The sequence below is a fragment of the Streptomonospora sp. PA3 genome, assembly GCF_009728995.1.
GTDB lineage: Bacteria > Actinomycetota > Actinomycetes > Streptosporangiales > Streptosporangiaceae > Streptomonospora.
Genome location: NZ_VTZW01000008.1, coordinates 92,029 through 114,972 on the forward strand (window position 1 = coordinate 92,029; position 22,944 = coordinate 114,972).

A 22,944-nucleotide genomic window follows, 5' to 3' on the forward strand; every position below is an offset into this window, starting at 1 on the left:
GCGGCTGCGGGGCGGTCGGCGAGGCGGCCCTCGGGGTGTCGTCCGGCGGCGGGCTCAACGCACGGTCTCCCGGGTCTGGTCGGTGTCCTGGGCCGCGCCGCCGGCCGCGGCGGGGCGGGAGGGGCGCAGGCCGTGCGGCTCGGGTCCGCCCTCGCCGGGTTCGAGCCGGGCGGCCCGCTCGGCGGCGGCGCGCTCGTAGGCGGTGACCAGGCGCTGGTAGCCCGGGGAGCGCTCCAGCAGCTCGGCGTGGGTGCCGCGGTCGGAGACCGTGCCCCGTTCCAGGTAGACGACCTCGTCGGCGAGTTCGATGGTGGCGCGGCGGTAGGCGACCACGATCACGGTGGCGGCGAGGTCGGTCTCGCGCAGGCCGGCGAGGATCTGCGCCTCGACCTGGGGGTCGACCGCCGAGGTGGCGTCGTCCAGGATGAGCAGGCGCGGCTTGCGGACCACGGCGCGGGCCAGGGCCAGCCGCTGGCGCTGGCCGCCGGAAAGGCTGGTGCCGCGCTCGCCCAGGGGAGTGTCGAGGCCCTCGGGCAGGGCGGCGACGAAGGAGTCGGCGCAGGCCAGCCGCAGGGCGGCCCAGACCTCGGCGTCGTCGATGCCGGCGCCCAGGGTGATGTTGCCGCGCACGGTGTCCTCGAAGACGAACGCCGACTGCGGCACCAGGGCGGCGGCGCGGGCGATCTCGCCCTTGGCCAACTCGCGCACGTCGACGCCGTCGAGGCGGACGGTGCCGGTGTCGGGGTCGACCAGGCGCATCAGCACGGTGGTGAGCGTCGATTTGCCCGCGCCGGTGGGGCCGACGAGCGCGACGGTGCGGCCGGGGGCGATGTCGAGGCCGACGTCGTGCAGCACGGTGCTGTGGCCGGCGGCGGTGTGCTCGGTGTCGGACAGGTCGCGCCCTCCGCCGGTGTAGCCGTCCTCGTAGGAGAAGCCGATGCCTTCGGCGGTGAGGCGGAGGCCGCCTCGGCCCTCGGGGACGCGGCGGTCGCCGTAGGGCATGGTGCCCTGGGCGGTGAGGACGGCCTGGACGCGGTTCCAGGCCACGACGGTGCGGGGCAGGTCGCCCAGGATCCAGCCGAAGGAGCGGATGGGCAGGGTGAGCAGCGTGAACAGGTAGGCGACCTGCACCAGGTCGCCGGGGGTGATGGCTCCGGTGGACAGCCGCCACATGCCCACCAGCAGCACGGCCAGGATGCCGAAGTTGGGCAGGTTCTCCATCACCGGGTCGAAGACGGCGCGCATCCGGCCGACGTGGATCTGGGCGTCGCGCAGCCGGTGGGCGGCCTCGGTGAAGCGCTCGGTCTCGGTGTCCTCGCGGCCGAGGCTCTTGACGACCAGAGCGCCGTCGAAGGACTCGTGGGCGACCTCGCTGACGTGGGCGCGCAGCGCCTGCGCCCGGGTGGCCACGGGTGAGACGCGGCGCTGGAAGACCACGTTGGCCAGGGCCAGGACGGGGAAGACCACGAACCCGATGAGCGCCAGGACGGGGTCGGTGATCACCATCGCGGCGGCGGCGATGGCGAGCATGGCGATGCTGCCGATCACCATGGGCAGCGGGGCCAGGGGCCGCCAGGACTCTTCGACGTCGGCGTTGGCGTTGGACAGCAGCTGGCCGGTGGCGTGGCGGTGATGCCAGGACAGCGGGAGGCGCAGGTAGGTGCGTGCGACCGAGCGCCGGAAGCGCGCCTGCATGCGGAACTGCATCAGCCCGGCGAACAGCCGGCGGAAGGCCAGCCCGACGGCCTTGGCCAGCCCCACGCCCAGCAGCAGGCCGCCGGCCGCGAGCAGGGCTGCGGCGGTGGTGGAGCCGTGTTCGAAGGCGGGCAGCACGACGCGGTCGGTGATGCCGCCCATCACCGATGCGGAGCCCACGCTGAAGGCGGCGTGCAGCCCGGCGCCGGCGACCGCGACGAGGAAGACGAGGGGTTCGGTGCGGATGGCCACCCACAGCACATACATTCCGCGCCTGAACACCGCCTGTCCCGGTCTGCGGCTGCTCGTGCTGTCGTGCGGCATAGGTCCCCCTGCCCGTAAGCCCGGAATCGCAGCGGTTGGTGTGCCGTCCCATGACCGGACGGCACCGCCGCTACAACCTACTCCGGCGTACCGGGCAGGCCGTAGCCGATTAGGTTCAGCGGTCGGCGCGGACGGACTATTCCGCCCGGTGGCGGCGGTTTCCCGCGCGGCCCGTGTCCGCATGCGGACGCGCGGCGAGCGCCCCGCAAGCGCCGCGGCCCCCGGAACCGACTGGAGCCGGCCACCACCGGGGGTGCGGCAATGGGGCTGAGATGCGCGAAGCGCCCCGCGCTACGCGGACCGCGCCCATTGCCGCAGCCAACCCCCTCAACGGCTGTAGGTGCGGTACTTCTCCGGGGCGGCGGGTGACGGGTGGGCGCCGCGGGCCGGACCGCGCCCCCGCACGGTCCGGCCCCCTCGGGGTACGCCGGGTGGGAGCCGGTCAGATGCCGCCCGCCACGAGGGCGCGGAAGGTGAGCGGGCCGACGATGCCGTCGTCGTCGAGGCACTCGCCCTGGTCGTTGCAGGTCTCCCGCTGGAACCGCTTGACGGCCCGCTCGGTGACGGGCCCGAAGATGCCGTCGATGCCCGACTCCTTCAGGTGGCCGCGCTCGACGAGCATGCTCTGCACCGCCGCGACCTTGGGCCCCCTGCTGCCTTGCAGGGTCTGGCCGTACCAGTCGCGCAGCTGCGCCCAGGTCTCGATCCCGACGTCGCCGCTGAGCGGGATGTCGTTCTTCTTCTGGTAGGACGTCACCGACTTGCTGAGCCCGGTGTCGTAGACGCCGTCGTAGCCGTTGCCGCCGGGGTCGTACTTGTTCGCGCCGGTCATCAGGTACTGGATGCCGCGCACGATGAAACCGGTGTCGCCTTCGGTGTAGGTGGGCCAGGGCAGGGCGTTGATCTCGGCCTGCAGTTGCGGGTTGTCCTCGCCCAGGCGGTCGGCCGACGCCGCCGGCGCGGCCCCGAACCCCGCCGCCAGTGCGAGCCCGGCCGAGGCGATGACCGCCGCTACTCTGCGTGCCCCCGTTGCGGGTGCCATCAGCACGCTCCTCCTTCGTCTCGTGTGGTGCGTACACACAGGAGGATGCCCCTGGGAGCTGCGGTGTTTCCAGAAACGACATGATCGGCCACTGTCGGTCACGAAACGATTCGGTGACAACCGGTGACCGTGGTATCGCGTCATGCCGCCCCAACGCCCCGCCTTTCGGACCGCACGGCCCGGTGCTGCCCGGTGCTGCCCGGTGCGGCCCGAAAGGCGGGGCCGGAGGCGGCTACCGGACGGGGTGGCCGCAGGCGCGCAGTTCGGCCTTGACGTCGGCGACGGTGAACTCGCCGAAGTGGAACACACTGGCGGCGAGAACGGCGTCGGCGCCGGCGGCGACAGCCGGCGGGAAGTGCTCGACCTTGCCGGCGCCGCCACTGGCGATCACCGGGATCTCCACCACCGCGCGCACCGCCCGGATCAGCTCCAGGTCGAAGCCGGCGCGGGTGCCGTCGGCGTCCATGGAGTTCAGCAGCAGCTCGCCGGCGCCCAGTTCGGCGCCGCGCGCGGCCCACTCGACCGCGTCGATGCCGGTGCCCCGGCGGCCGCCGTGGGTGGTGACCTCGAACCCGCTGGGAGTGGTGTGCTCTCCGGTGGCGCGGCGCACGTCGGCGGAGAGCACCAGCACCTGGCTGCCGAAGCGCTCGGCGATCTCGCGGATCAGCTCGGGGCGCGCGATGGCGGCGGTGTTGACGCCGACCTTGTCGGCTCCGGCGCGCAGCAGCCGGTCGACGTCGGCGGGGGTGCGCACTCCCCCGCCCACGGTCAGCGGGATGAACACCTGCTCGGCGGTGCGGCGCACGACCTCGTAGGTGGTCTCGCGGTCGCCGCTGGAGGCGGTGACGTCCAGGAACGTCAGCTCGTCGGCGCCTTCGGCGTCGTAGCGGCCGGCCAGCTCGACGGGGTCGCCGGCGTCGCGCAGGTTCTGGAAGTTGACGCCCTTGACCACCCGCCCGGCGTCGACGTCGAGGCAGGGGATGACGCGCACGGCCAGTGTCATGCCTCGCGCACCGCCTTCAGCGCCTCCTGCAGGGTGAAGGCGCCTTCGTAGAGGGCGGTGCCCATGATCGCGCCTTCCACGCCCTCGCCGGTGAGCGAGGCGATGGCGGTGAGGTCGTCCAGGGTGGCGATGCCGCCGCTGGCGACCACGGGCTTGTCGGTGCGGCGGGCGACGGTGCGCAGCAGCTCCAGGTTGGGGCCCTTGAGCGTGCCGTCCTTGGTGACGTCGGTGACGACGTAGCGGGCGCAGCCCTCGGCCTCCAGGCGGTCGAGGGTGGACATCAGGTCGCCGCCGTCGCGAGTCCAGCCGCGGGCGGCCAGGGTGGTGCCGCGCACGTCCAGGCCGATGGCGATGCGGTCGCCGTGCTCGGCGATGATGCGGGCGCACCAGTCGGGGTTCTCCAGCGCGGCCGTGCCGATGTTGACGCGCGTGCAGCCGGTGGCCAGGGCGGCGTCGAGCGAGTCGTCGTCGCGGATGCCGCCGGAGAGCTCGACGCGGACGTCGGTGCGTCCGACGATCTCGGCGAGCAGGTCGCGGTTGTGGCCGCGGCCGAAGGCGGCGTCGAGGTCGACCAGGTGGATCCATTCGGCGCCGGCCTCCTGCCAGCCCAGCGCCGCCTGGAGCGGGTCGCCGTAGCGGCCGCCGGAGCCGGCCTTGCCCTGGACGAGCTGGACGGCCTGGCCGTCTGCGACGTCGACGGCGGGCAGCAGTTCAAGCGTGGAGGACATGCGCGGCCTTACTCGTGGGTCGGGGACGGGGGCGGATGGGCGCCGCGAGCGCCGGTCACAGGGTGCCGACCCAGTTGGCCAGCACCCGGGCCCCGGCTTCGCCGGACTTCTCGGGGTGGAACTGGGTGGCCGACAGCGGTCCGTTCTCCACGGCCGCCACGAACGGGGTGCCGTGGGTGCTCCAGGTCACCAGCGGCGGGGCGATGCGGCTGGAGGCGGGCTGCAGCGTCCAGTCCAGCACGCCGTAGGAGTGCACGAAGTAGAAGCGCTCGTCGGCGGGGATGCCCGCGAACAGCGCGGTGCCCTCGGGCGCCCGGAGGGTGTTCCAGCCCATGTGCGGCACGATGGGGGCCTGCAGGCGCTCCACGGTGCCGGGCCACTCGCCGCAGCCCTCGCTGGCGGCCCCGTGCTCGACGCCGCGTTCGAAGAGCACCTGCATGCCCACGCAGATGCCCAGGACGGGCCGCCCGCCGGCCAGGCGCTTGCCGATCACCCGGTCGCCGCCGGCGGCCCGCAGGCCCTCGATGCAGGCGGCGAACGCCCCCACGCCCGGCACGACCAATCCGTCGGCCTCCAGGGCGGCGTGCGGGTCGCCGGTGACGGCGACATCGGCGCCGGTGCGCTCCAGGGCGCGCTGCGCCGAGCGCAGGTTGCCCGAGCCGTAGTCGAGGATGACGACGCTCTTCGTCATGGTGATCCCGCCTTTCGGGTCGCGGACCGCCGTGGTCCGGGTGGAGGGCGCCCGGTCGAGCTAGGCCGTGTTTGGTGGGTCCGTCCGTAGCGAGCGGCGCACTCGTGTGCGCCCCGCGCCCGATCGCGCGAAGCGCCGATCTCCGGCGCGGGGCGCCGCCATAGGGACCAGTGCCGCTCTCGCAAGGCCGAGGAAGGAGTCAGGGCGGGCCCCCTGTCGACTGACGAGAACGCAGCGAGAGCGGTGCTGGGGCGCCGCGCAGTAGGACAGTGATCCACCAAACATGGCCTAGCCGCCGAGGTAGCCCAGGCGCAGCGCACCGGCCGCCACCGCCAGCAGCGCACACACCGCGAGGCCGCCCGCCAGCACGCGGTTGACGCGCCACATCGGCACGGTGCCCCCGGCCAGCAGCCCGCCCAGGGCGATCAGCAGCACACCCCACACCTCGGTCACTACAGCGCGCCCTTGGTCGAGGGGACGCCGCTGACGCGGGGGTCGCGCTCGCAGGCCTGGCGCAGCGCCCGCGCGAGCGCCTTGAACTGGCACTCCACGATGTGGTGGGCGTTGCGGCCGTAGGGCACGCGGACGTGCAGGGCCACGCGGGCCTGGGCGACGAACGACTCGAAGATGTGGCGGGTCATCGTGGTGTCGTAGTCGCGCCCGATCACCGGCGCCATGCCCTCGGGCTCGCTGTGCACGAGGTAGGGGCGCCCGGAGACGTCCACGGTCACCTCGGCCAGCGCCTCGTCGAGCGGCACCTTGGCGTCGGCGAAGCGGCGGATGCCGGCCTTGTCGCCGAGGGCCTCGGCGAAGGCGGCGCCCAGCGCCAGCGCGGTGTCCTCCATGGTGTGGTGGGAGTCGATGTGCAGGTCGCCCTCGGTGCGCACGGTCAGGTCGAACAGGCCGTGCTTGGCGAGCTGGTCGAGCATGTGGTCGAAGAAGCCGACACCGGTGGAGATGTCGGCGACCCCGCTGCCGTCCAGATCGATCTCGACGGCGACCTTGGTCTCCTTGGTGGCGCGTTCGACGCGGCCGGTGCGGCTCATGGCTGGCGGATTCTCCTGAGGGTGGCGGTGGGCGTTGCGTCCGGCTCGTGCTATCACTGGGGCTTACAGCAGCTGTTCGGGGCTCACCTGCAGCAACGCTTCGCGGAACGCCGACATTTCCGCGGCGGTGCCCACGGTGACGCGCAGCATCTGCGGCGGCCCGACCTCGCGCACCAGGACCCCGCGCTCCAGCAGGCCCCGCCACACCGCCGACCGGTCGGCGAAGTCGCCGAAGAGCACGAAGTTGGCGTCGGAGTCGGCGACCGCGAAGCCGCACTCGCGCAACCACTCCACCAGCGCGTCGCGCTCCTGGCGCAGCTGCTTGACCTGGCCCAGCAGCTCGTCGGCGTACTCCAGGGCGGTGGCGGCGACCACCTGGGTGACGGCCGAGAGGTGGTAGGGCAGGCGCACCAGCTGCAGCGCGTCGATCACGGCCGGGTGCGCGGCGAGGTAGCCCACGCGGGCTCCCGCCAGCGCGAAGGCCTTGGACATGGTGCGCGAGACGATCAGCCGCGGGTGCTCCTCCAGCAGGGTCAGCGCGCTGGGCGTGCCCTCGCGGCGGAACTCGGCGTAGGCCTCGTCGACGACGACCATGCCCGGGGCGGCCTCGGCGATCGCGGCGATGGTCTCCAGCCCCAGCGCGGTGCCGGTGGGGTTGTTGGGCGAGGTCAGGAAGACGACGTCGGGCCGGTGGCGCCGCACGGCCGCGACCGCGTCGGCGGTGTCGATGCCGAAGTCGCCGGCGGAGCGCTGCACGGGCAGCCACTCGGTGGCGGTGACCCGGGAGATGACCGGGTGCATGGAGTAGGAGGGTTCGAACCCCATGGCGGTGCGGCCGGGGCCGCCGAAGGCCTGCAGGATCTGCTGCAGGATCTCGTTGGACCCGTTGGCGGCCCAGACGCGGTCGGCGCCGAGCCCGTGGCCGAGATAGGTGGCGAGGTCGGCGCGCAGCCGGGTGGCGTCGCGGTCGGGGTAGCGGTTGAGGCCCGCGGCGGCCTGCTCGACGTTGCGGGCGAGCTCCGCCGCCAGGGCGGGCGAGGGCGGGTAGGGGTTCTCGTTGGTGTTCAGCGCGACGGGCACCTCCAGCTGCGGCGCGCCGTAGGGGGCGCGCCCGCGCAGGTCCTCGCGCAGCGGCAGGTCCTCCATGGTGATCGGCTCCCGGGCGGAGGGGCCGCCGGTCTCGGGGCTCACCTGGCTCCCTCCCGGCCGCCGCCCACGCGCGCGGACACGGCCTCGCCGTGGGCGGGCAGGTCCTCGGCCTCGGCCAGTGCGACGACGTGCGGGGCGGCCGCGGCCAGGGCGTCGCGGTCGTATTCGACGACGTGTATCCCGCGCAGGAACGTCTGCACGCTGAGCCCGGCGGTGTGCGCGGCGCTGCCGCCGGTGGGCAGCACGTGGTTGGAGCCGGCGAGGTAGTCGCCCAGCGACACCGGCGAGTAGGGGCCCACGAAGACGGCGCCGGCGTTGCGCACCGCGGCGGCGTGGGCGGCGGCGTCGGCGGTGATGATCTCCAGGTGCTCGGCGGCGTAGGCGTCGACCACGGCCAGCCCGTGGGCGATGTCGTCGACGAGCACGATGCCGGACTGGCGGCCGCCCAATGCCTCGGCGACGCGGTCGCGGTGGCGGGTGGCGGCCACGCGGGCGGCCAGCTCGGTCTCGACCTTGTCGGCGAGCTCGGTCGAGGGGGTGACCAGCACGGAGGCGGCCACCACGTCGTGCTCGGCCTGGCTGACGAGGTCGGCGGCGACGTAGCCGGGGTCGGCGGTGTCGTCGGCAAGGACGGCGATCTCGGTGGGGCCGGCCTCGGCGTCGATGCCGATGACGCCCTTGAGCAGCCGCTTGGCGGCGGCGACCCAGATGTTGCCGGGACCGGTGACCATGTCGGCCCGCTCGCACTCGCCGGCGCCGTAGGCGAACATGGCCACGGCCTGGGCGCCGCCGACCGCGTAGACCTCCTCGACGCCCAGCAGGGCGCAGGCGGCCAGGACGGTGGGGTGGGGCAGCCCGCCGAACTCGGCCTGGGGCGGGGAGGCGACGGCCAGCGAGGCGACGCCGGCCTCCTGGGCGGGCACGGCGTTCATCACGACGCTGGAGGGGTAGACCGCGCGGCCGCCGGGGACGTAGAGGCCGACGCGTCCCACGGGCACCCAGCGCTCGGTGACGGTGCCCCCCGGGACAACGCGGGTGGTGGTGTCCCGGCGCCGCTGGTCGGCGTGCACCCGCCGGGCGCGCTCGACCGACTCCTCCAGGGCGGCTCGGACGTCGGGGTCCAGCGCGGCCAGGGCGGCGTCGAGCTCGGCGCGGGGCACGCGGATGCCGCAGAGCCGGACGCCGTCGAAGCGCTCGGTGAGCTCGACGAGCGCCTCGGTACCGCGCACGCGGACGTCCTCGCAGATGGGGCGCACCCGGTCGAGGGCCGCCGCGACGTCGGTCTCGGCGCGCGGCAGCAGGGCGCGCGGGTCGCCGGCGCTTCCTCGGAGGTCGATTCGGGAGATCACGGCTTCATTCTAGGGGGCGTGCGGGGGCCGGCGGCTGCCGCGCCCGGGAGCCCGCGGGCGCTCGCGCGGGCCGGCCGGCGTTCGGGCGGCCGGGGCGACGGAAAGCCCTGCCGAATACCGCGGAATTTAGCTTCACCTAAGTTCGGAATGCCTAACCTGAACCACCCTGGGCAAGGTTTTCCTAAGTGCCGGAGATTACTCCGCAATAATTCGACAGCGGAATTCCCGGGCGCTATTGTCAATGACATGAACGCGACTACTCGAACCTCCGAACACGGCCTTTCGAAGTTCCACCGCCTCCTCCTCGACCAGGTGGGACACGAATTCACCGCCTCGCACCAGTACTTCGCGCTGGCGGCCTGGTTCGACGACAGGGACCTTCCCGGACTCGCCCGGGTGTTCTACCGCCAGTCGCTGGAGGAGCGCGACCACGCCACGATGATGGTCCGCTATCTGCTCGACAACAACGTCTCCCCCGACATTCCCGATGTGGGCGCGATCCAGACCGACTTCACCGAGCCGCGCGAACTCGTGGCCCTGGCCCTGCGCCAGGAGCAGCAGGTGACCGAGCAGATCCGGCAACTGGCCAAGGCGGCCCGCGACGAGCACGACTACACCGGCGAGCAGTTCATCGACTGGTTCCTGCAGGAGCAGGTCGAGGAGGTCTCGACCATGTCGACCCTGCTCAACGTGGTCGACCGGGGCAACGGCAACATGTTCGACGTCGAGACCTGGGTCAACCGCGAGCTGTCGGACCACGGCGACGCCGCCGGCGCCCCCGAGACCGCGGGCCCCTCGGTCGGCTGAGGCCGCCCGGCCGCCGGAGGCGCGTGGTCCGGCCCGGCGGCGCCCGCCCCGGATCGCCGGGGGTGGGTGCCGCGGAGTCGGGCATACTTGTGCAATGCCACACCGGTTGCCGCTCTTTCCGCTGAACAGCGTGCTCTTTCCGGGCACGCCCCTGCCGCTGCGCGTGTTCGAGGAGCGCTACCGGCGGCTCATGGCCGACGTGCTCGACGATCCCGAGGACGCCGCAGCGGGCACCTTCGGCGTGGTGGGCATCGAACTGGGCCACGAGGTGGGCGAATCCTCCGCGCACCAGCTCGCGGAGGTGGGCTGCACCGCCGAGATCCGCACCGCGCGGCGGCACGCCGACGGCACCTTCGACCTGGTGGTCGAGGGCGGCTCCCGCTTCCGGCTGGACGCCGTCGAGGAGACCGGCGGCGAGCACGGCTACATGCGGGCCGAGGCCACGTTCCTGCCCGACGAGGTCGGCGACGGCGCCGACGAGTACGCCGAGCGGGTCGGGCGCCTGTTCGGCGTCTACTGCGAGCGCCTGCGCGGCATGGGCCTCTCGGCCGAGCCGCGGCGGGAGTCCCCCGCGGCCCCCTTGCCGCTGTCCTACGCGGTCTCCGCCGCTATGATCATCGACCGGGGCGAGAAGCAGCGGCTGCTGGAGGCCGACCACGCCGCCGAGCGGCTGCGGCTGGCCGCCGACCTGCTGCGCCGGGAGAACCGCGTGCTGACCTCCCTGCCCGTCCTCCCGGCCGCGCGCCTGCTGCAGCCCGAGGTCAGCCTGAACTGAAAACGCCGACCGGGCGGCCGGCACGCGCCGCCGCCCCCGCAGAGCGGAGGCCGCGCTGAGCGCCAAGCAGACCCCGGCCACGGTCGCGGCCGGGCGCGCCGGAATCGGGTTCCGGCTCCACACCTACGAGGCCGGCGGTGCGGCCGGCCAGGGCTCCTCCTACGGCACCGGGGCCGCCGACGCCCTGGGCGCCGACCGGCGGCGGGTGTTCAAGACCCTGGTGGCCGACGTCGACGGGCGCCTGGCGGTGGGCGTGGTGCCGGTCTCGGGCGGACTCGACCTCAAGGCCCTGGCGGCCGCGGTCGGCGGCAAGCGCGCGGCGATGGCCGACCCCCGCGACGCCGAGCGCGCCACCGGCTACGTGGTCGGCGGGATAAGCCCGCTGGGCGGCCGCAAGCGGCTGCGTACCGTCGTCGACTCCTCGGTAGCCGAACACGAGACCGTGTTCGTCTCGGCCGGGCGCCGCGGCCTGCAACTGGAGCTGGCCCCCGACGACCTGCTCCGCGCGGCCGACGCCATCACCGCCCCCATCGCGGCCCCCGGCTGAGGGCCTCCCGCGCCCCGCACCGCCGCCGGCGCAACCCCGGCCGCAGCGGTGATCGGTGTGCGGGCGAGGGCCCGCGGCCCCTTTCCTCGGTGCGCCTTCGGACTTACGGTTGTCTCACCGAGGTGAATACAGCGGGGCGCGTGAAGGAGGCGCGATGGTCGCCGGGACGGTGTTGAGCGCGACGCTGGGCTACCTGGCCATCGCCGCCTGCTACCTCGCGACCCGCTGGTCCTATGCGCGCATCCGCCGCGCCGGACCGCAGCGCCCGCCCGTGGGTCCCGAGGACCTCGACGCCTTCGACCTGGCCATGCTCGCCGGCGGGCGCCAGCGCATGGGCGAGGTGGCGCTGGCGGAACTGTACCTGAGCGGGCGCGCGGTCGCGCGGGGCCACGGGCTGGTGTCCCGGCCCCAGCAGGCCGAGCCCCGGGCCGCGCGGCTGTCGCCGGCGCCCTTTGCCCGGCTGCTGGACGTCCGCCTGGAATCGTCCCGGTCGGTCGCGGCCGACCTGCTGGTCCGCCTGGCGGCCAAGGCCGATCCGGCCACGTCCGTGCTGTGGCGGCTGCGCCGCCTGGGGCTGTTCCTGGCGCCCGAGCGCCTGGGGCGGGTGTCCGTGGTGCGCCACGCCGCCTGGGGGCTGCACATGCTCATCGGAGCGGTGGGCGTGCTGGCCGGCGGCGGCGCGGTGCTGTGGGCGATGATCCCCGAGGGCGAGCGGATCGACGCGGTGCCGCTGGTGTTCGCCGCGGTGCTCATCGTCTACCCGTCCACGGTCTATGTGCTGGGGCGGCTCATCGGCGGGATGCAGGGCGCGGTCGCCACGGCGGCCGCGGTCACCGCCGCCGCGGTGCCCGTGGTGCCGCAGCCGCGCATCCTCGCGGCCGGGCTGGGCCTGCTCGCGGGCTGGTCGCTGCTCCACGGCCTCTATCGGCTCACGGGCGGCAAGCTGGGGCCGCGCACCGCCGCCGGCGACGCGCTGCTGGCGGAGGCCGAGGCGGATCCCGAGGGCGCCGGCGCGACCGAGACCGCCTTGCGGTGCACGGCGCTGCTGGGCTTCCGTGCGCTGCGCCGCGGACCGCGCGCCTACGGGCGCCGGCTGCGGCCGCCGGAGTGCGCGGAGTTCGCCGCGGTGGCGTCGTTCGCGGCGGCCTGCGGCAGCGGCGTGGGCCAGCCCAACAGCGGCCTGGGCGGCAACTTCGGCGGCGACGGCGGAACCGGCGACTGGGGCGGCGAGGGCGCCGCTCCCCCGGCGGCCCGGCGGCGGCCCGGCGGCGGAGCGGAGCCGGCCGCCTGAACGGTGCGCGACCGCTGTGCTCGCAGGCAGCTCGGCTGCTGCGGCCGCGGCGGCACCCGCAAGGGCTGCGGAGGCGCCGTGGGCGGGCGATGCCAGTCGCCGCTCGGCGCGGCGCGGGGTTCAGCCGGTACCGTCCTCGCGGCGTTCGGTTCCGGCCGACTCGGAGGGCTCGGCCGCGCGGCCGTCCCCGGTCTCCGGCTCGGCACCGGACGCGCCGGCCTCGCGCTGCGCGTCCTGGGCTGTCGACCGGCGCTGCGCGGGCAGGTCACCGCGCCACAGGCTCACCGCGTCGAAAAGCCCGTACTGCAGCACGGCCACGAACGGCCAGGCCACCAGGGCGCTGAGCGCGTGCAGCCGCAGCCCCGAGCGGATGACCTCACCCGGTTCGGCGGCCTCCACCGCCCGCTGGAAGTCGCCGGCGTCGATCAGCGTGCCCACCTGCCAGGCGGCGAGCGAGCCGATGGCCGACCCCGCGGCCATGCCCAGCAGGCAGGCCATCCGCAGGTCCGTGGCGTCGCGCGCGGCCAGCCGGTACTGCAGCAGGTAGACGCCGTAGCCGCACAGCAGCCCGGCGCCCATCATGATCAGTGTGAAGTAGCCGTCGACCGCGAAGTTGGTCTCGGAGACGGGAAAGGGCAGGATCCCGCCGTCGCGGCCGACGGTGACCCGCGGCCGCGGGGCCAGCAGCCACCACAGCAGGCCCAGCGGAACACCGAGCGCCGCCGTGCAGCCGAGGACGGCCCCTCCCACGGCGAATCTCCGGCGCAGCATCCAGCGCCGCACCCCCTTGTCCGGTTCGATCGCTGAGCTCCTTTCCAGCTCCCGCGGCGGGAAAACCCCTGGTGCCCCGGCCGGAGCGCGGCCCACAATGGCGCGCATGACACCGACTGCGGGCGAGGCCCGATCCGCACCGGCCGGCAGCGCGGCCGCCACCCCTGCACCGCCCGCACCCAGATCGCCGGCCCCGACAGCGGCCGACGAGCGCACCATGCTCATGTCCTGGCTGGACTGGCACCGCTCAACGGTATGGGAGAAGTGCGCCGGTCTCACCGCCGACCTCGCTCGGTCCACCCCGCTGCCGACCTCGCCGCTGATGTCTGTGGGCGGGGTGGTCGCCCACCTGCGCTGGGTGGAGGCCGCCTGGTTCGAGATCTGCCTGCTGGGCCGCCCCGACCGGGGACACTACACCGCCGCCGACCCCGACGCGGAGTGGCGCGGGGGCCGGCGCCCGCTGGGCGAACTGCTGGCGGAGTACGCCGAGCAGTGCGAGCGCTCGCGGGAGATCACCGCGCGGCTGGGGATGGACGACTCCGGGCGGGCGCTCGACGGCCGTACCGTGACGCTGCGCTGGGTGCTGGTGCACATGATCGAGGAGACCGCACGCCACAACGGACACCTGGACCTCCTGCGCGAGCTGGCCGACGGCACCACCGGGGAGTGAAGGCGGCGAGGACGGGCGGAGGGCTGAGCCCGCGCGGGTCGGTACCGGTGCCCGCCGGTGCAGCATGCGACGAGGGCGGCGCGTCCGGGTGGCGTTCGGGTGCGCCTCGTCCACCCGAGCTCCCGGACCGAAACCCCGCATGCCCGATTTAATCTAACTCTCCGCGCCAATCTTGCACCTGTAGTCATTGTTAGCGATCACAAGTGGTCACAGGTACAAGATCACCGCCGCTGGGGGCACCGACCGCGCGGAAATCACCGGAGTCCGCCCTTGACCCGGCAAAATCCGCGCGCTCGACGCCCCCGCGGCTCAGCGCGGGCCGTCCGGCCCCCCGTCCTCGTCGGCGGGCTCATCGCCCTGCGGAGACTCGTCGTCCTCCGGAGACTCGTCATCCTCGGCGAGGATGCGGTAGAGGCCGCGCTTGCTCTCGGCGAGCAGCCGCTTGGCGCGCGCGACCTGCTCGTCGGTTCCGGCCTGGGCGACCTGGGCGGCGGCCGCGGCGAGCTGGTAGGCCAGCGAGCTGATCTCGCCGTAGCGGGCCTGGGCGTCCTCGTGCTCCTCCGACACCGCCTCCCAGGGCGGGGTGAGGCCGGCGGCGTTGCGCTCGATGTAGTCGTGGCCGTCGTCGGTCAACTCGAAGGGGCGGCGCCGGCCCGCACCGGTGTTCTCGGCGGGGCGGACCAGGCCCTCGTCCTCCAACTGCTGCAGCATCGGATACACCGATCCCGGGCTGGGGCGCCAGGCGTTGCCGCTGCGTTCGCGACCTTCGCGGATGATCTCGTAGCCGCTGCGCGGCTCTTCGGCCAGCAGCAGCAGGATTCCGGTGCGGACGTCGCCGCGGCGCACCCGCGACCCGCCGCGGCGCCGGCGCCCGCCTCCGCCGCCGAACGGGCCGAAGGGCCCGTGCGGGAACGGCATCGCGCCCCAGGGCGGCCCCGGCGGCATCGGAGGCGGCGGGACGCCCGGACCGCGCGGGACCTGCGCCCAGTGCGCCATCGGCTCGGACTCCGGACCCTCGCCGCGGTGGAAGCCGCGCGGGCCGCACCAGTCGGCGCGGGCGCGGAGCTTCGCGGCCTCGCCGGTCCAGTCGCCGGCCGCTTCGCCGTACTCCGCGCGGAGGCGGCGGGCGGCGCGCTTGCGCATACCGGCACGCTCCCCCCAGCCCCACGGCATCGACATCGCAGTCATCACGTCTCCCCGTACCAATCGACACTGTCTAACCTATCTCGATACCGATCGTTCTATCGAGATACTTAGAAGATATATTTATAACTCGGGTCGGTCAACAGCCGGGAGGGGGCCACCCGCGCCCCGGCATCGCTACGGAACTGTTCACTCGCCGATCTTCGCGGTGACGCCCGGCGGTGGCACTGTGGGACGGCGTCGGGCCCGCACGGCCCGGCGCCACCGGCGATCCCGGCTCGGAAAGGACCCCCGCATGCCCCGCACCCGTTCGCGCACCCGCTGCGCTGCTCTCGCGCTCTCCGCGGCCCTGGCCTGCACGCCGGCCGCCTCCCCCGCCGCGCACGCCGACCCCGGCGGCCCCGGAGACCACGCCGACGGCGGCGTGCGCTTCGCGACGTTCAACGCCTCGCTGAACAGATCCGAGCAGGGCGAGCTGATCGCGGACCTGTCGGGGCCCGGCGACGAGCAGGCCCAGGCCGCCGCCGAGGTCATCCAGCGCACGCGCCCCGACGTGCTGCTGGTCAACGAGTTCGACTACGACGCCCGCGGCCGCGCCGCCGAGCTGTTCCAGCGCAACTACCTCTCCCGGCCGCAGAACGGCGCCGAGCCCATCCGCTACCGGTACCGCTACACCGCGCCGAGCAACACCGGCGTGGCCTCCGGGCTGGACCTGAACAACGACGGCCGCGTCGTCACCGAGCCCGGCGCCCCCGGCTACGGCGACGACGCCTACGGCTTCGGCGCGTTCCCCGGCCAGTACGGGATGGCGGTCTACTCCCGGTACCCCGTCGACCGCGAGGCCGTGCGCACCTTCCAGACCTTCCGCTGGGCCGACATGCCCGGCGCGATGCTGCCCACCGACCCCGCGACCGGCGAGGACTTCTACTCCGAAAAGGAGCAGCGGGTGCTGCGGCTGTCCTCCAAGAGCCACTGGGACGTGCCCGTCCGCATCGGCCGCGGCAGGCCCGTGCACCTGCTGGCCTCCCACCCCACCCCGCCGTCCTTCGACGGCCCCGAGCAGCGCAACGTCGCACGCAACCACGACGAGAACCGGTTCTTCGCCGACTACGTCTCCCCGCACCGCAGCGGCTACATCTACGACGACCGCGGCCGGCGCGGCGGGCTGCGGCCCGGCGCCCGGTTCGTGATCGCCGGCGACCTCAACGCCGACCCCAACGACGGCGACGGACACCCGCGCGCCACCCTGCAACTGATGGAGGCCCACCGCGTCAACGGCGGGCTGAAGCCCGCCAGCGAGGGCGCGCCGCAGGCCGCCGCGGAGCAGGGCGGCGCCAACGCCGAGCACACGGGAGACCCGGCCTACGACACCGCCGACTTCGGCGACGTCCCCGGACCCGGCAACCTGCGCGTGGACTATGTGCTGCCCTCCCGCGGCCTGCCGGTGCGCGGCACGGGCGTGTTCTGGCCCGCCGCGGGCGATCCGGGTGCCCAGGCCGCCGCGCAGGCGTCCGACCACCGCCTGGTCTGGCTCGATCTGCGCCTGCGCTGATTCGGCGGGCGGGGAAGTCCCCATCGACCGCGCGGTGCGGTACACGCCGGCCGGCCAAAGTGCCGCGGCGTGTACCGATCCCGCGCGCGGGTAGCCCTGCACAGACAGACCGCGGCCGCCGGACGGCAACGGGGGTGACCATGGCCGGGTCCGCGAGATCCGGGGCGACGCGGGGAGGCGGGCAGGACCCGCTCTCCGAGTACCGCCGCCGGCGCGACTTCGCCCGCACCGCCGAGCCCGAGGGCCGCGGCGGCTCCGCGGAGCCGGCCGGGCCCGAGGGCCGCGGCGGCTCCGCGGAGCCGGCCGGGCCCGAGGGCCCGCTGTTCGTCATCCAGCACCACGTCGCCCGCCGCGAGCACTACGACCTGCGCCTGGAGGTCGACGGCGTGCTGAAGTCCTGGGCCGTGCCCAAGGGCCCCTCCACCGATCCGGGCGAGAAGCGCCTGGCGGTGCCCACCGAGGACCACCCGATCGACTACGCCGAGTTCGAGGGCTCCATCCCCGCCGGCGACTACGGCGGCGGCACGATGCTCGTCTGGGACACCGGCACCTACGCCAACACCACCGCCAAGAAGGGGCGGCGGATGACCATGGCCGAGGGCCTGGCGCACGGCCACGTCTCCTTCGAGCTGCACGGCCAGAAGCTGACCGGCCGCTTCGCCCTCAACCGCTTCCGTTCCGGCGAGAACGGCGAGGAGGAGGCGTGGCTGCTGGTCAAGCAGCGCGACGCCGCCGCCGACCCCCGGCGCGATCCCGTCTCGGCCGAGCCGCAGTCGGTGCGGACCGGGCGGGTCATCGACGAGGTGGCCGAGGCCGAGGGGCGCACGCTCAAGGGGCGCCCGCGCGAGGAGGGGGGCCGATGAGCGCGGCACCGGTGCGGCTGAAGGCCGGTCGGCGCACGGTCGAGCTCGGCAATCCCGACAAGGAGCTGTTCGGCGAGGGCGGCGTCACCAAGCGGGAGCTGGCCGAGCACTACCGGGCCGTGGCCGCGATGATGCTGCCGCACGTGCGCAACCGGCCGCTGGCCCTGCACCGGTTCCCCGACGGCGTCTTCGCCGACGGAGGCACCGAGGGCTTCTTCCAGAAGCGGCTGCCCGCCCACGCCCCCGACTGGATCGGCGGGGTCGAGGTGCGCCGCGAGCAGGGCGGCAGTATCACCATGGCCGTCTGCGACGACACCGCGAGCCTGCTCTGGCTCGCCGACCAGGCGGTGGTCACCCTCCACCCCTGGCTGAGCCGCGCCGATGACGTGGAGCGGCCCGACCGCATCGTCATCGACCTCGACCCCTCGGGCGAGGATTTCGGGCCGGTGCGCGAGGCCGCGCGCGACGTCCGCGCGGGCCTGGAGGAGGTCGGCCTGGTCGGCTTCCTGATGAGCACGGGCTCGCGGGGTCTGCATGTCGTCGCGCCGATCCGGCCCGAGCAGCCCTTCGACGCGGTGCGCGGGTTCGCCCGCCGCCTCGCCGACGCGGTGGCCCGGCGGCGCCCCGACACCTACACCACCGAATTCCGCAAGGACAAGCGCGGCGACCGGCTGTTCCTGGACGTGATGCGCAACGCCTACGCCCAGCACGCGGTGGCGCCCTACTCCGTGCGGGCGCTGCCGGAGGCGCCGGTGGCCGTGCCGCTGGCCTGGGAGGAGCTGGACGGGCTCGCGTCGCCGCGGCAGTGGACGGTGCGCACGCTGGGCGAGCGGCTCGACCGGCTGGAGGAGGCCGGAGGCGATCCCTGGCGCCAGATGGCCCGCCGCGCCCGCTCGCCGCGCAAGGCGGCCGAGCGGCTGGACAAGCGGGAACGCACGTGAGCGGCACGCGACCGCTGCGGCGGCCGAGCGGCCGCCGCAGCGGTGCGGTCGTGCAAGGTGCAGCGCCTAGGCCTCGGCGAGCCCGAATCCGGTGAACCGGATGAGGTCGCTCATCGTGAACTCGCCGTCCCCCGATCCCTCCAGGGTCGGGCGCCAGCCCGGATCGCGGCTCAGGTAGGAGGCCGGGTCGGCGGCCAGCAGCCCGAGGAAGACCTCGGCCACGATCCTGCCGCCTACCGGCCCCAGGTGGCGGCCGCCGCCCAGTACCTCGGCCTCGCGCAGGACGTAGTACCACAGCGGCGCGGCCCCGCGCCGCGGCGACTCCAGCTGGGAGTCGGCGAGCGGCTCCACGCCCATCGCGCGGGCCACCGCCTGACCCGAAGGCAGCCCCAGGCTCACGCCGCGGGTCAGGTTGCGCCTGGCCAGCGCCCCCACGCCCGGTGCCGCCTCCTCGGGCAGCTCCGTCAGCGGCGGCACGAGGAACGGGTCGATCGCCCGCGAGAGCTGCGGCCCGCTGCCGTTGCCGTCCAGCGGGAAGAACCGGCGCCACTCGATCTGCCAGTTGGGCGGCAGCGCCCGGAAGCCGCCGAAGTGGGAGAGCGGATCGCTCTCGGAGATCGGCTCGGGAGTGAAGATCGGCAGCGGCGGCACCGTGGTGTTCAGCTTGTAGCGGCCGCGCACCAGGGAGTGCCCGAAGCGGTAGGCCCCCGCGGAGAACTCCACGGGCATGAACGGGTTGTTGCGCCAGTGGTAGAACCGCAGGTCCGGCCGTTCGACGGGGCCGCCCCGCCCGGTGGGCGACGTGCTGCGCAGCGCGTCCTGGAACGTCTGCTCGCCGACGATGCGCCGCAGGAAGTCGTGGACCACGACCCACTGGTAGTGCCAGCGCACGATGCGCTGGGCGGCCGTGAAGTCGTCCTCGTCGGGCCCGCTACCCGACTCCCGCAGCTGGGGCAGCCGGTCCATGACGGTGTTGTGGAACAGCTGCAGGGTCAGCTGCAGGTGGCTGACGAAGATGTTCTCGTCGTTGCGGGGATCGGCGACGATCGCCGTTTCCTGCGCGTTGCGCTGCAGGTCGAGCAGGCCGTCGCGACGCTGGACGAGGAACCTCCCCGGGTTGTCGTCGTCGTAGAGGTAGGGCTGATCGCCGGGACCGCGCCCGTAGACCGAGTCCAGGTCGAAGAACGGCGAGCGGAAGTTGGTCAGCGCGTCGGGGTCGTTGCGCCGCAACTGCAGCGGTGTCGGGTCGTGGGTCAGGTCGTGGTCGATGAACTGGCCGAGGTAGGTGTAGCCCGCCGGGATGTCCGGGTTGTCCAGCCCCGCGTCCCCGGGGTTCCGCTCCACCATCCGCTGGGCGAGCTCGGCGATCTCGGCTTCGCTGAGAACGAGCGCGGGCAGGCGGCGGAACATCCGCCCGAACCGGCCTTCGTACATCGGCGACTCGGGCACGTGCCCGAGCCCGCGCGGGAGGGCGCCGTGGCTGCGCCGGGGCCGGGGTCCGGGCCGGCTGGGCCCGACGCCGGTATCGGTGCGCTGCTCGGGTACCACGGACGTTTCGGCGGTCGACTTCATGGCGGCGTCCTCTTTCCTGGCTGATCCTGCCTCGTCGAAGGTGCGGACTGCTGCGGCGCGAGGACGGTCGGGCCGCGCCGGTGCCCGGTCCGCCCATGGCGCTGTCGCGGTGGCGGCGCCGTGAAGGCGGCTGAGCACGGGAGGCCTTCGCGCAGCGATGTGTCCCTTGCACGATCGGCCCGCCGGGAAGCGGCGGCAATGCGGATGGCCGGGTACGGACATCCGACCTCGACGGCTGAACCCACGGCGGGTTTGCGGTTCGGTGACCGGAGGATGCACCGGACGACCGGATGGATTCGTCCGGTCTGTGGAGCGGTGCCCGAGTCATGCGACACCAGAGTGGGTGCGGGCCGCGTGCGGTGCATGATCGTTCGCGGCGGCGCGATGGACGCCACCAATTCGGCGGAAGATCGCGGTAAACGCATCCGCTTCGTTTAAACGAGTAGTAATCCCGAAAGCACAGAGACGAACCGATTACGGTCCGCCGAGAACCCGTTTTTCGGTTAACCCTTATGTGCCAATTTCGTCGACCGGGCCGGCGAGAATGCGCGCGGCCGCCGGGCGGAACCGGCGCCGACCGGTTCCGCCGGATGCCGCCCGCGTCGGGGCCGTCCGCCCTCGCGGCGACGGGTGCGGAGGACAAGCGGATTCCGCGGCTGCGCGCGGCACCGCCCCGTCGCCGCGGGCCCCCGTTTGCGGCGGCCGTGCTCGGGGGCCCTGTTCCGGCCCCCGATCCGGCGGCGTGCGCTCAGCGCTTGGTGTACATCTCCTCGATCGCCTCGCTGTAGCGGCCGGCGATGCGGGAGCGGCGCAGCTTCAACGTCGGGGTGAGCGTCTCGTTCTCCACGCTGAACTGCTCGGGCAGGATCCGGAACTCGCGGATGGACTCGGCGCGCGACACCGCGGCGTTGGCGGCGTCCACGGCCTTCTGCACCTCGGCGCGCAGCGCCGGGTCGGCGTCCAGGCCCCCGCGCGGATCCTCGGGGCCGTAGCCGTTCTCCTGCTTCCACCGGGCCAGCTCGTCGGGCTCCAGGGTGATCAGTGCGGTCACGAAGGAGCGGCCGTCGCCGACGAGCATGCACTGCTCGACGAGCGGGTGGGCGCAGACGCGCTCCTCGGCGGGCACCGGCGCGACGTTCTTGCCCCCGGCCGTGACCAGGATCTCCTTCTTGCGCCCGGTGATGCTCACGTAGCCGTCGCCGTCGATCTCGCCGAGGTCGCCGGTGGCGAACCAGCCGTCGACGAAGGCGGCCTCGGTGGCCTCGGGCCGGTTCCAGTAGCGGGTGAAGACGGGGCCGCCGCGCACCAGGATCTCGCCGTCCTCGGCCAGGCGGACCTCCACTCCGGGAAGCGGGTCGCCGACCGTGCCCGGCCGGACCCGCCCAGGCGTGTTGGCCAGCACCGCGGCGGTTGTCTCGGTCAGGCCGTAGCCCTCGTACACCTCCAGGCCGGTTCCGCGGTAGAAGTGCAGCAGGCGGGTGTCGAGCGCGCCGCCGCCGGAGATGACGCGGCGGCAGCGCCCGCCCAGCGCACCCGTCAGCTTGCGGTAGACCAGCGCGTCGAAGACGCGGCGGCGCAGGCGCAGCAGCGGTCCGGGGCCTCCCGCGTCGACGGCGCGGCTGTAGGCGATCGCGGTTTCGGTCGCGGCGTCGAAGATGCGCCGGCGCAGGCCGCTGGTGCCCTTGCGCGCGGTGGCGTGGATCTTCTCGAAGACGTAGGGCACCGCGAGCAGGAAGGTGGGCCGGAAGCCGCCCAGATCGGCGATGAGCGAGCCGACGCTGTCGGTGTGGCCCAGCCGGGCGCCGGAGTGGATCACGACCACCTGCACCATGCGCCCGAACACGTGGGCCAGGGGCAGGAAGAGCAGGGTGGAGGGCGGCGTGCCGTCGGCCTCGGGCTCGAACAGCGCCGGCAGGGACGCCTCGACCGCCCGGGTCTCGGCCAGGAAGTTGCCGTGGGTCAGGACGCAGCCCTTGGGGGGTCCGGTCGTGCCGGAGGTGTAGACGATGGTGGCGGGGTCGTCGGGGGCGACTCCGGCGCGCCGCTCCTCCACCGCGCTGTCGGGCACCTCGGCGCCGGCCGAGCGGAGCCGGTCCAGGGCGCCGCCGTCGAAGCACCATACGTGGGCCAACTCCGCCGGGCCGCCGGGTGCCGCGCGCAGGTCCTCGACCATGGCGGCGTGGGCGCTGTCGTCGACGACGCAGGCCACACAGCCGGAGTCGGCGAGGATCAGCGAGGCCTGCTCGGCCGAGGAGGAGGGGTAGATCGGGACGGTGACGGCCCCGGCCGTCCAGATCGCGTAGTCCAGCAGAGTCCACTCGTGGCGGTTCCCCGACAGCAGGCCCACCCTGTCGCCCGCCCGCACGCCGTGCGCGATCAGGCCCTTGGCCAGGGCGGCGACCTCGTCGCGGACCTCGGCGGCGGACATGTCCCGCCACTGCCCGTCCACCTGGCGGCTCAGCATGGGCCGGTCGGGGAAGCCGGAGGCGCGGTCGAAGAGGGTGTCGGCCAACCCTCCCCGCGCGGGGAGTTCGATCTGCAGGGGATTGGCAATACTGGTCGTCACACCTCCGGTTTATCGGACATCGGGCACCGAACCGCCCATGCGGCGCTGTACCGCGCCATGATCTAGCTCATAGTCCGCGCAGGACGGCCGAGCCCGGCGAAGGACCGCCTGGCCGGGTTCCACCCCTCGCAGCGGCTGTGAACAGGGGATTCGCCGCACCCCGGCGGCGCGCCCGCCGGGGTGCGGCCCGCGCGCGGGTGCCGACCGCACCCGCTGGGCGAACGCGCGCCCCATAACCGGGCGTGTCGCGGGTAGTAACCACTACAGGGACGAGGCGAAAGACCCCCTCCCTGAGGACGACAACGAGAGAGCCCATCCCCCGAGGAGGCAATCCCATGGGGACCCGTAGGAACTGGATCGAACGCAAGGCTCGCCAGGTCATCGGTGGCAGGCTCGACGGAATGAGCGGGAGCCCCGTC

General features: G+C 73.9%; 21 protein-coding genes. 8 read left to right on the forward strand and 13 right to left on the reverse strand.

What is annotated here, in order from left to right; genetic code table 11:
• Positions 1 to 54: 54 nt before the first annotated feature.
• The 9 genes from FZ103_RS06320 to hisD form a co-directional block, all read right to left on the reverse strand.
• Entirely contained in the window at positions 55 to 2,019 is a 1,965-nt protein-coding gene (locus tag FZ103_RS06320; protein WP_155999552.1) for an ABC transporter ATP-binding protein, read from the reverse strand.
• 442 nt (positions 2,020 to 2,461) lie between these two features.
• Positions 2,462 to 3,061 carry a peptidoglycan-binding protein gene (locus tag FZ103_RS06325; protein ID WP_186355899.1) on the reverse strand — a complete coding sequence of 200 codons (600 nt, stop codon included), beginning with the start codon at positions 3,059 to 3,061 and terminating at the stop codon, positions 2,462 to 2,464.
• A 232-nt stretch (positions 3,062 to 3,293) separates the two neighbouring features.
• Complete coding sequence (gene hisF / locus FZ103_RS06330; protein ID WP_155999556.1) at positions 3,294 to 4,064, reverse strand: imidazole glycerol phosphate synthase subunit HisF; 771 nt, start codon at positions 4,062 to 4,064, stop codon at positions 3,294 to 3,296.
• Positions 4,061 to 4,792 carry a bifunctional 1-(5-phosphoribosyl)-5-((5-phosphoribosylamino)methylideneamino)imidazole-4-carboxamide isomerase/phosphoribosylanthranilate isomerase PriA gene (gene priA / locus FZ103_RS06335; RefSeq protein ID WP_155999557.1) on the reverse strand — a complete coding sequence of 244 codons (732 nt, stop codon included), beginning with the start codon at positions 4,790 to 4,792 and terminating at the stop codon, positions 4,061 to 4,063. Before priA ends, hisF begins: the two co-directional genes overlap by 4 nt.
• Before the next feature lie 55 nt (positions 4,793 to 4,847).
• A complete protein-coding gene (hisH, locus tag FZ103_RS06340; RefSeq protein WP_155999558.1) occupies positions 4,848 to 5,483 on the reverse strand; it encodes an imidazole glycerol phosphate synthase subunit HisH in 636 nt (211 codons plus the stop codon).
• Between the two features lie 288 nt (positions 5,484 to 5,771).
• A complete protein-coding gene (locus tag FZ103_RS06345) occupies positions 5,772 to 5,936 on the reverse strand; it encodes a hypothetical protein (RefSeq protein ID WP_155999559.1) in 165 nt (54 codons plus the stop codon).
• On the reverse strand, positions 5,936 to 6,529 hold the full coding sequence (gene hisB / locus FZ103_RS06350) for an imidazoleglycerol-phosphate dehydratase HisB (protein WP_155999560.1): 594 nt from the start codon (positions 6,527 to 6,529) through the stop codon (positions 5,936 to 5,938). Before hisB ends, FZ103_RS06345 begins: the two co-directional genes overlap by 1 nt.
• A gap of 63 nt (positions 6,530 to 6,592) precedes the next feature.
• Entirely contained in the window at positions 6,593 to 7,675 is a 1,083-nt protein-coding gene (locus tag FZ103_RS06355) for a histidinol-phosphate transaminase (protein WP_156000016.1), read from the reverse strand.
• 41 nt (positions 7,676 to 7,716) lie between these two features.
• Complete coding sequence (hisD, locus tag FZ103_RS06360) at positions 7,717 to 9,027, reverse strand: histidinol dehydrogenase (protein ID WP_186355900.1); 1,311 nt, start codon at positions 9,025 to 9,027, stop codon at positions 7,717 to 7,719.
• A 246-nt stretch (positions 9,028 to 9,273) separates the two neighbouring features.
• Between hisD and FZ103_RS06365 the strand changes: the two genes are divergently transcribed.
• The 4 genes from FZ103_RS06365 (at position 9,274) to FZ103_RS06380 (ending at position 12,447) form a co-directional block, all read left to right on the forward strand.
• A complete protein-coding gene (locus tag FZ103_RS06365) occupies positions 9,274 to 9,834 on the forward strand; it encodes a ferritin (protein WP_155999561.1) in 561 nt (186 codons plus the stop codon).
• Between the two features lie 94 nt (positions 9,835 to 9,928).
• On the forward strand, positions 9,929 to 10,609 hold the full coding sequence (locus FZ103_RS06370) for an LON peptidase substrate-binding domain-containing protein (RefSeq protein WP_155999562.1): 681 nt from the start codon (positions 9,929 to 9,931) through the stop codon (positions 10,607 to 10,609).
• A gap of 55 nt (positions 10,610 to 10,664) precedes the next feature.
• Positions 10,665 to 11,156, forward strand: coding sequence for a Cys-tRNA(Pro) deacylase (ybaK, locus tag FZ103_RS06375; protein WP_155999564.1), 492 nt, complete (start codon positions 10,665 to 10,667; stop codon positions 11,154 to 11,156).
• 154 nt (positions 11,157 to 11,310) lie between these two features.
• Positions 11,311 to 12,447: a TIGR04222 domain-containing membrane protein gene (locus tag FZ103_RS06380; protein WP_155999566.1), complete on the forward strand. Its 1,137-nt coding sequence runs from the start codon at positions 11,311 to 11,313 to the stop codon at positions 12,445 to 12,447.
• Positions 12,448 to 12,567: 120 nt separating this feature from the next.
• Here the strand turns inward: FZ103_RS06380 and FZ103_RS06385 are convergent, their stop codons facing one another.
• Complete coding sequence (locus FZ103_RS06385) at positions 12,568 to 13,218, reverse strand: hypothetical protein (RefSeq protein ID WP_155999568.1); 651 nt, start codon at positions 13,216 to 13,218, stop codon at positions 12,568 to 12,570.
• A gap of 106 nt (positions 13,219 to 13,324) precedes the next feature.
• Here FZ103_RS06385 and FZ103_RS06390 point away from each other — a divergent pair, with 106 nt between their 5' ends.
• On the forward strand, positions 13,325 to 13,888 hold the full coding sequence (locus FZ103_RS06390) for a DinB family protein (RefSeq protein WP_155999570.1): 564 nt from the start codon (positions 13,325 to 13,327) through the stop codon (positions 13,886 to 13,888).
• A gap of 309 nt (positions 13,889 to 14,197) precedes the next feature.
• Here FZ103_RS06390 and FZ103_RS06395 read toward each other — a convergent pair whose 3' ends face one another.
• The gene (locus tag FZ103_RS06395) at positions 14,198 to 15,076 is read right to left on the reverse strand and encodes a PadR family transcriptional regulator (RefSeq protein WP_155999572.1); all 879 of its coding nucleotides are present in this window, start codon (positions 15,074 to 15,076) and stop codon (positions 14,198 to 14,200) included.
• A gap of 250 nt (positions 15,077 to 15,326) precedes the next feature.
• Here FZ103_RS06395 and FZ103_RS06400 point away from each other — a divergent pair, with 250 nt between their 5' ends.
• The 3 genes from FZ103_RS06400 to ligD all read left to right on the forward strand — a co-directional run bounded on the left by FZ103_RS06400 (position 15,327) and on the right by ligD (position 18,387).
• Positions 15,327 to 16,583 (forward strand): endonuclease/exonuclease/phosphatase family protein, encoded by a 1,257-nt coding sequence (locus FZ103_RS06400; protein ID WP_155999574.1) that lies wholly within the window; start codon positions 15,327 to 15,329, stop codon positions 16,581 to 16,583.
• A gap of 140 nt (positions 16,584 to 16,723) precedes the next feature.
• On the forward strand, positions 16,724 to 17,446 hold the full coding sequence (locus FZ103_RS06405) for a DNA polymerase ligase N-terminal domain-containing protein (RefSeq protein WP_155999576.1): 723 nt from the start codon (positions 16,724 to 16,726) through the stop codon (positions 17,444 to 17,446).
• Positions 17,443 to 18,387 carry a non-homologous end-joining DNA ligase gene (gene ligD, locus FZ103_RS06410; RefSeq protein WP_155999578.1) on the forward strand — a complete coding sequence of 315 codons (945 nt, stop codon included), beginning with the start codon at positions 17,443 to 17,445 and terminating at the stop codon, positions 18,385 to 18,387. The genes FZ103_RS06405 and ligD overlap by 4 nt, the downstream gene beginning before the upstream one ends.
• A gap of 66 nt (positions 18,388 to 18,453) precedes the next feature.
• Here ligD and FZ103_RS06415 read toward each other — a convergent pair whose 3' ends face one another.
• Complete coding sequence (locus FZ103_RS06415; RefSeq protein ID WP_186355901.1) at positions 18,454 to 19,959, reverse strand: heme peroxidase family protein; 1,506 nt, start codon at positions 19,957 to 19,959, stop codon at positions 18,454 to 18,456.
• Positions 19,960 to 20,707: 748 nt separating this feature from the next.
• On the reverse strand, positions 20,708 to 22,525 hold the full coding sequence (locus FZ103_RS06420) for a long-chain fatty acid--CoA ligase (RefSeq protein ID WP_343233409.1): 1,818 nt from the start codon (positions 22,523 to 22,525) through the stop codon (positions 20,708 to 20,710).
• Positions 22,526 to 22,944: the final 419 nt, after the last annotated feature.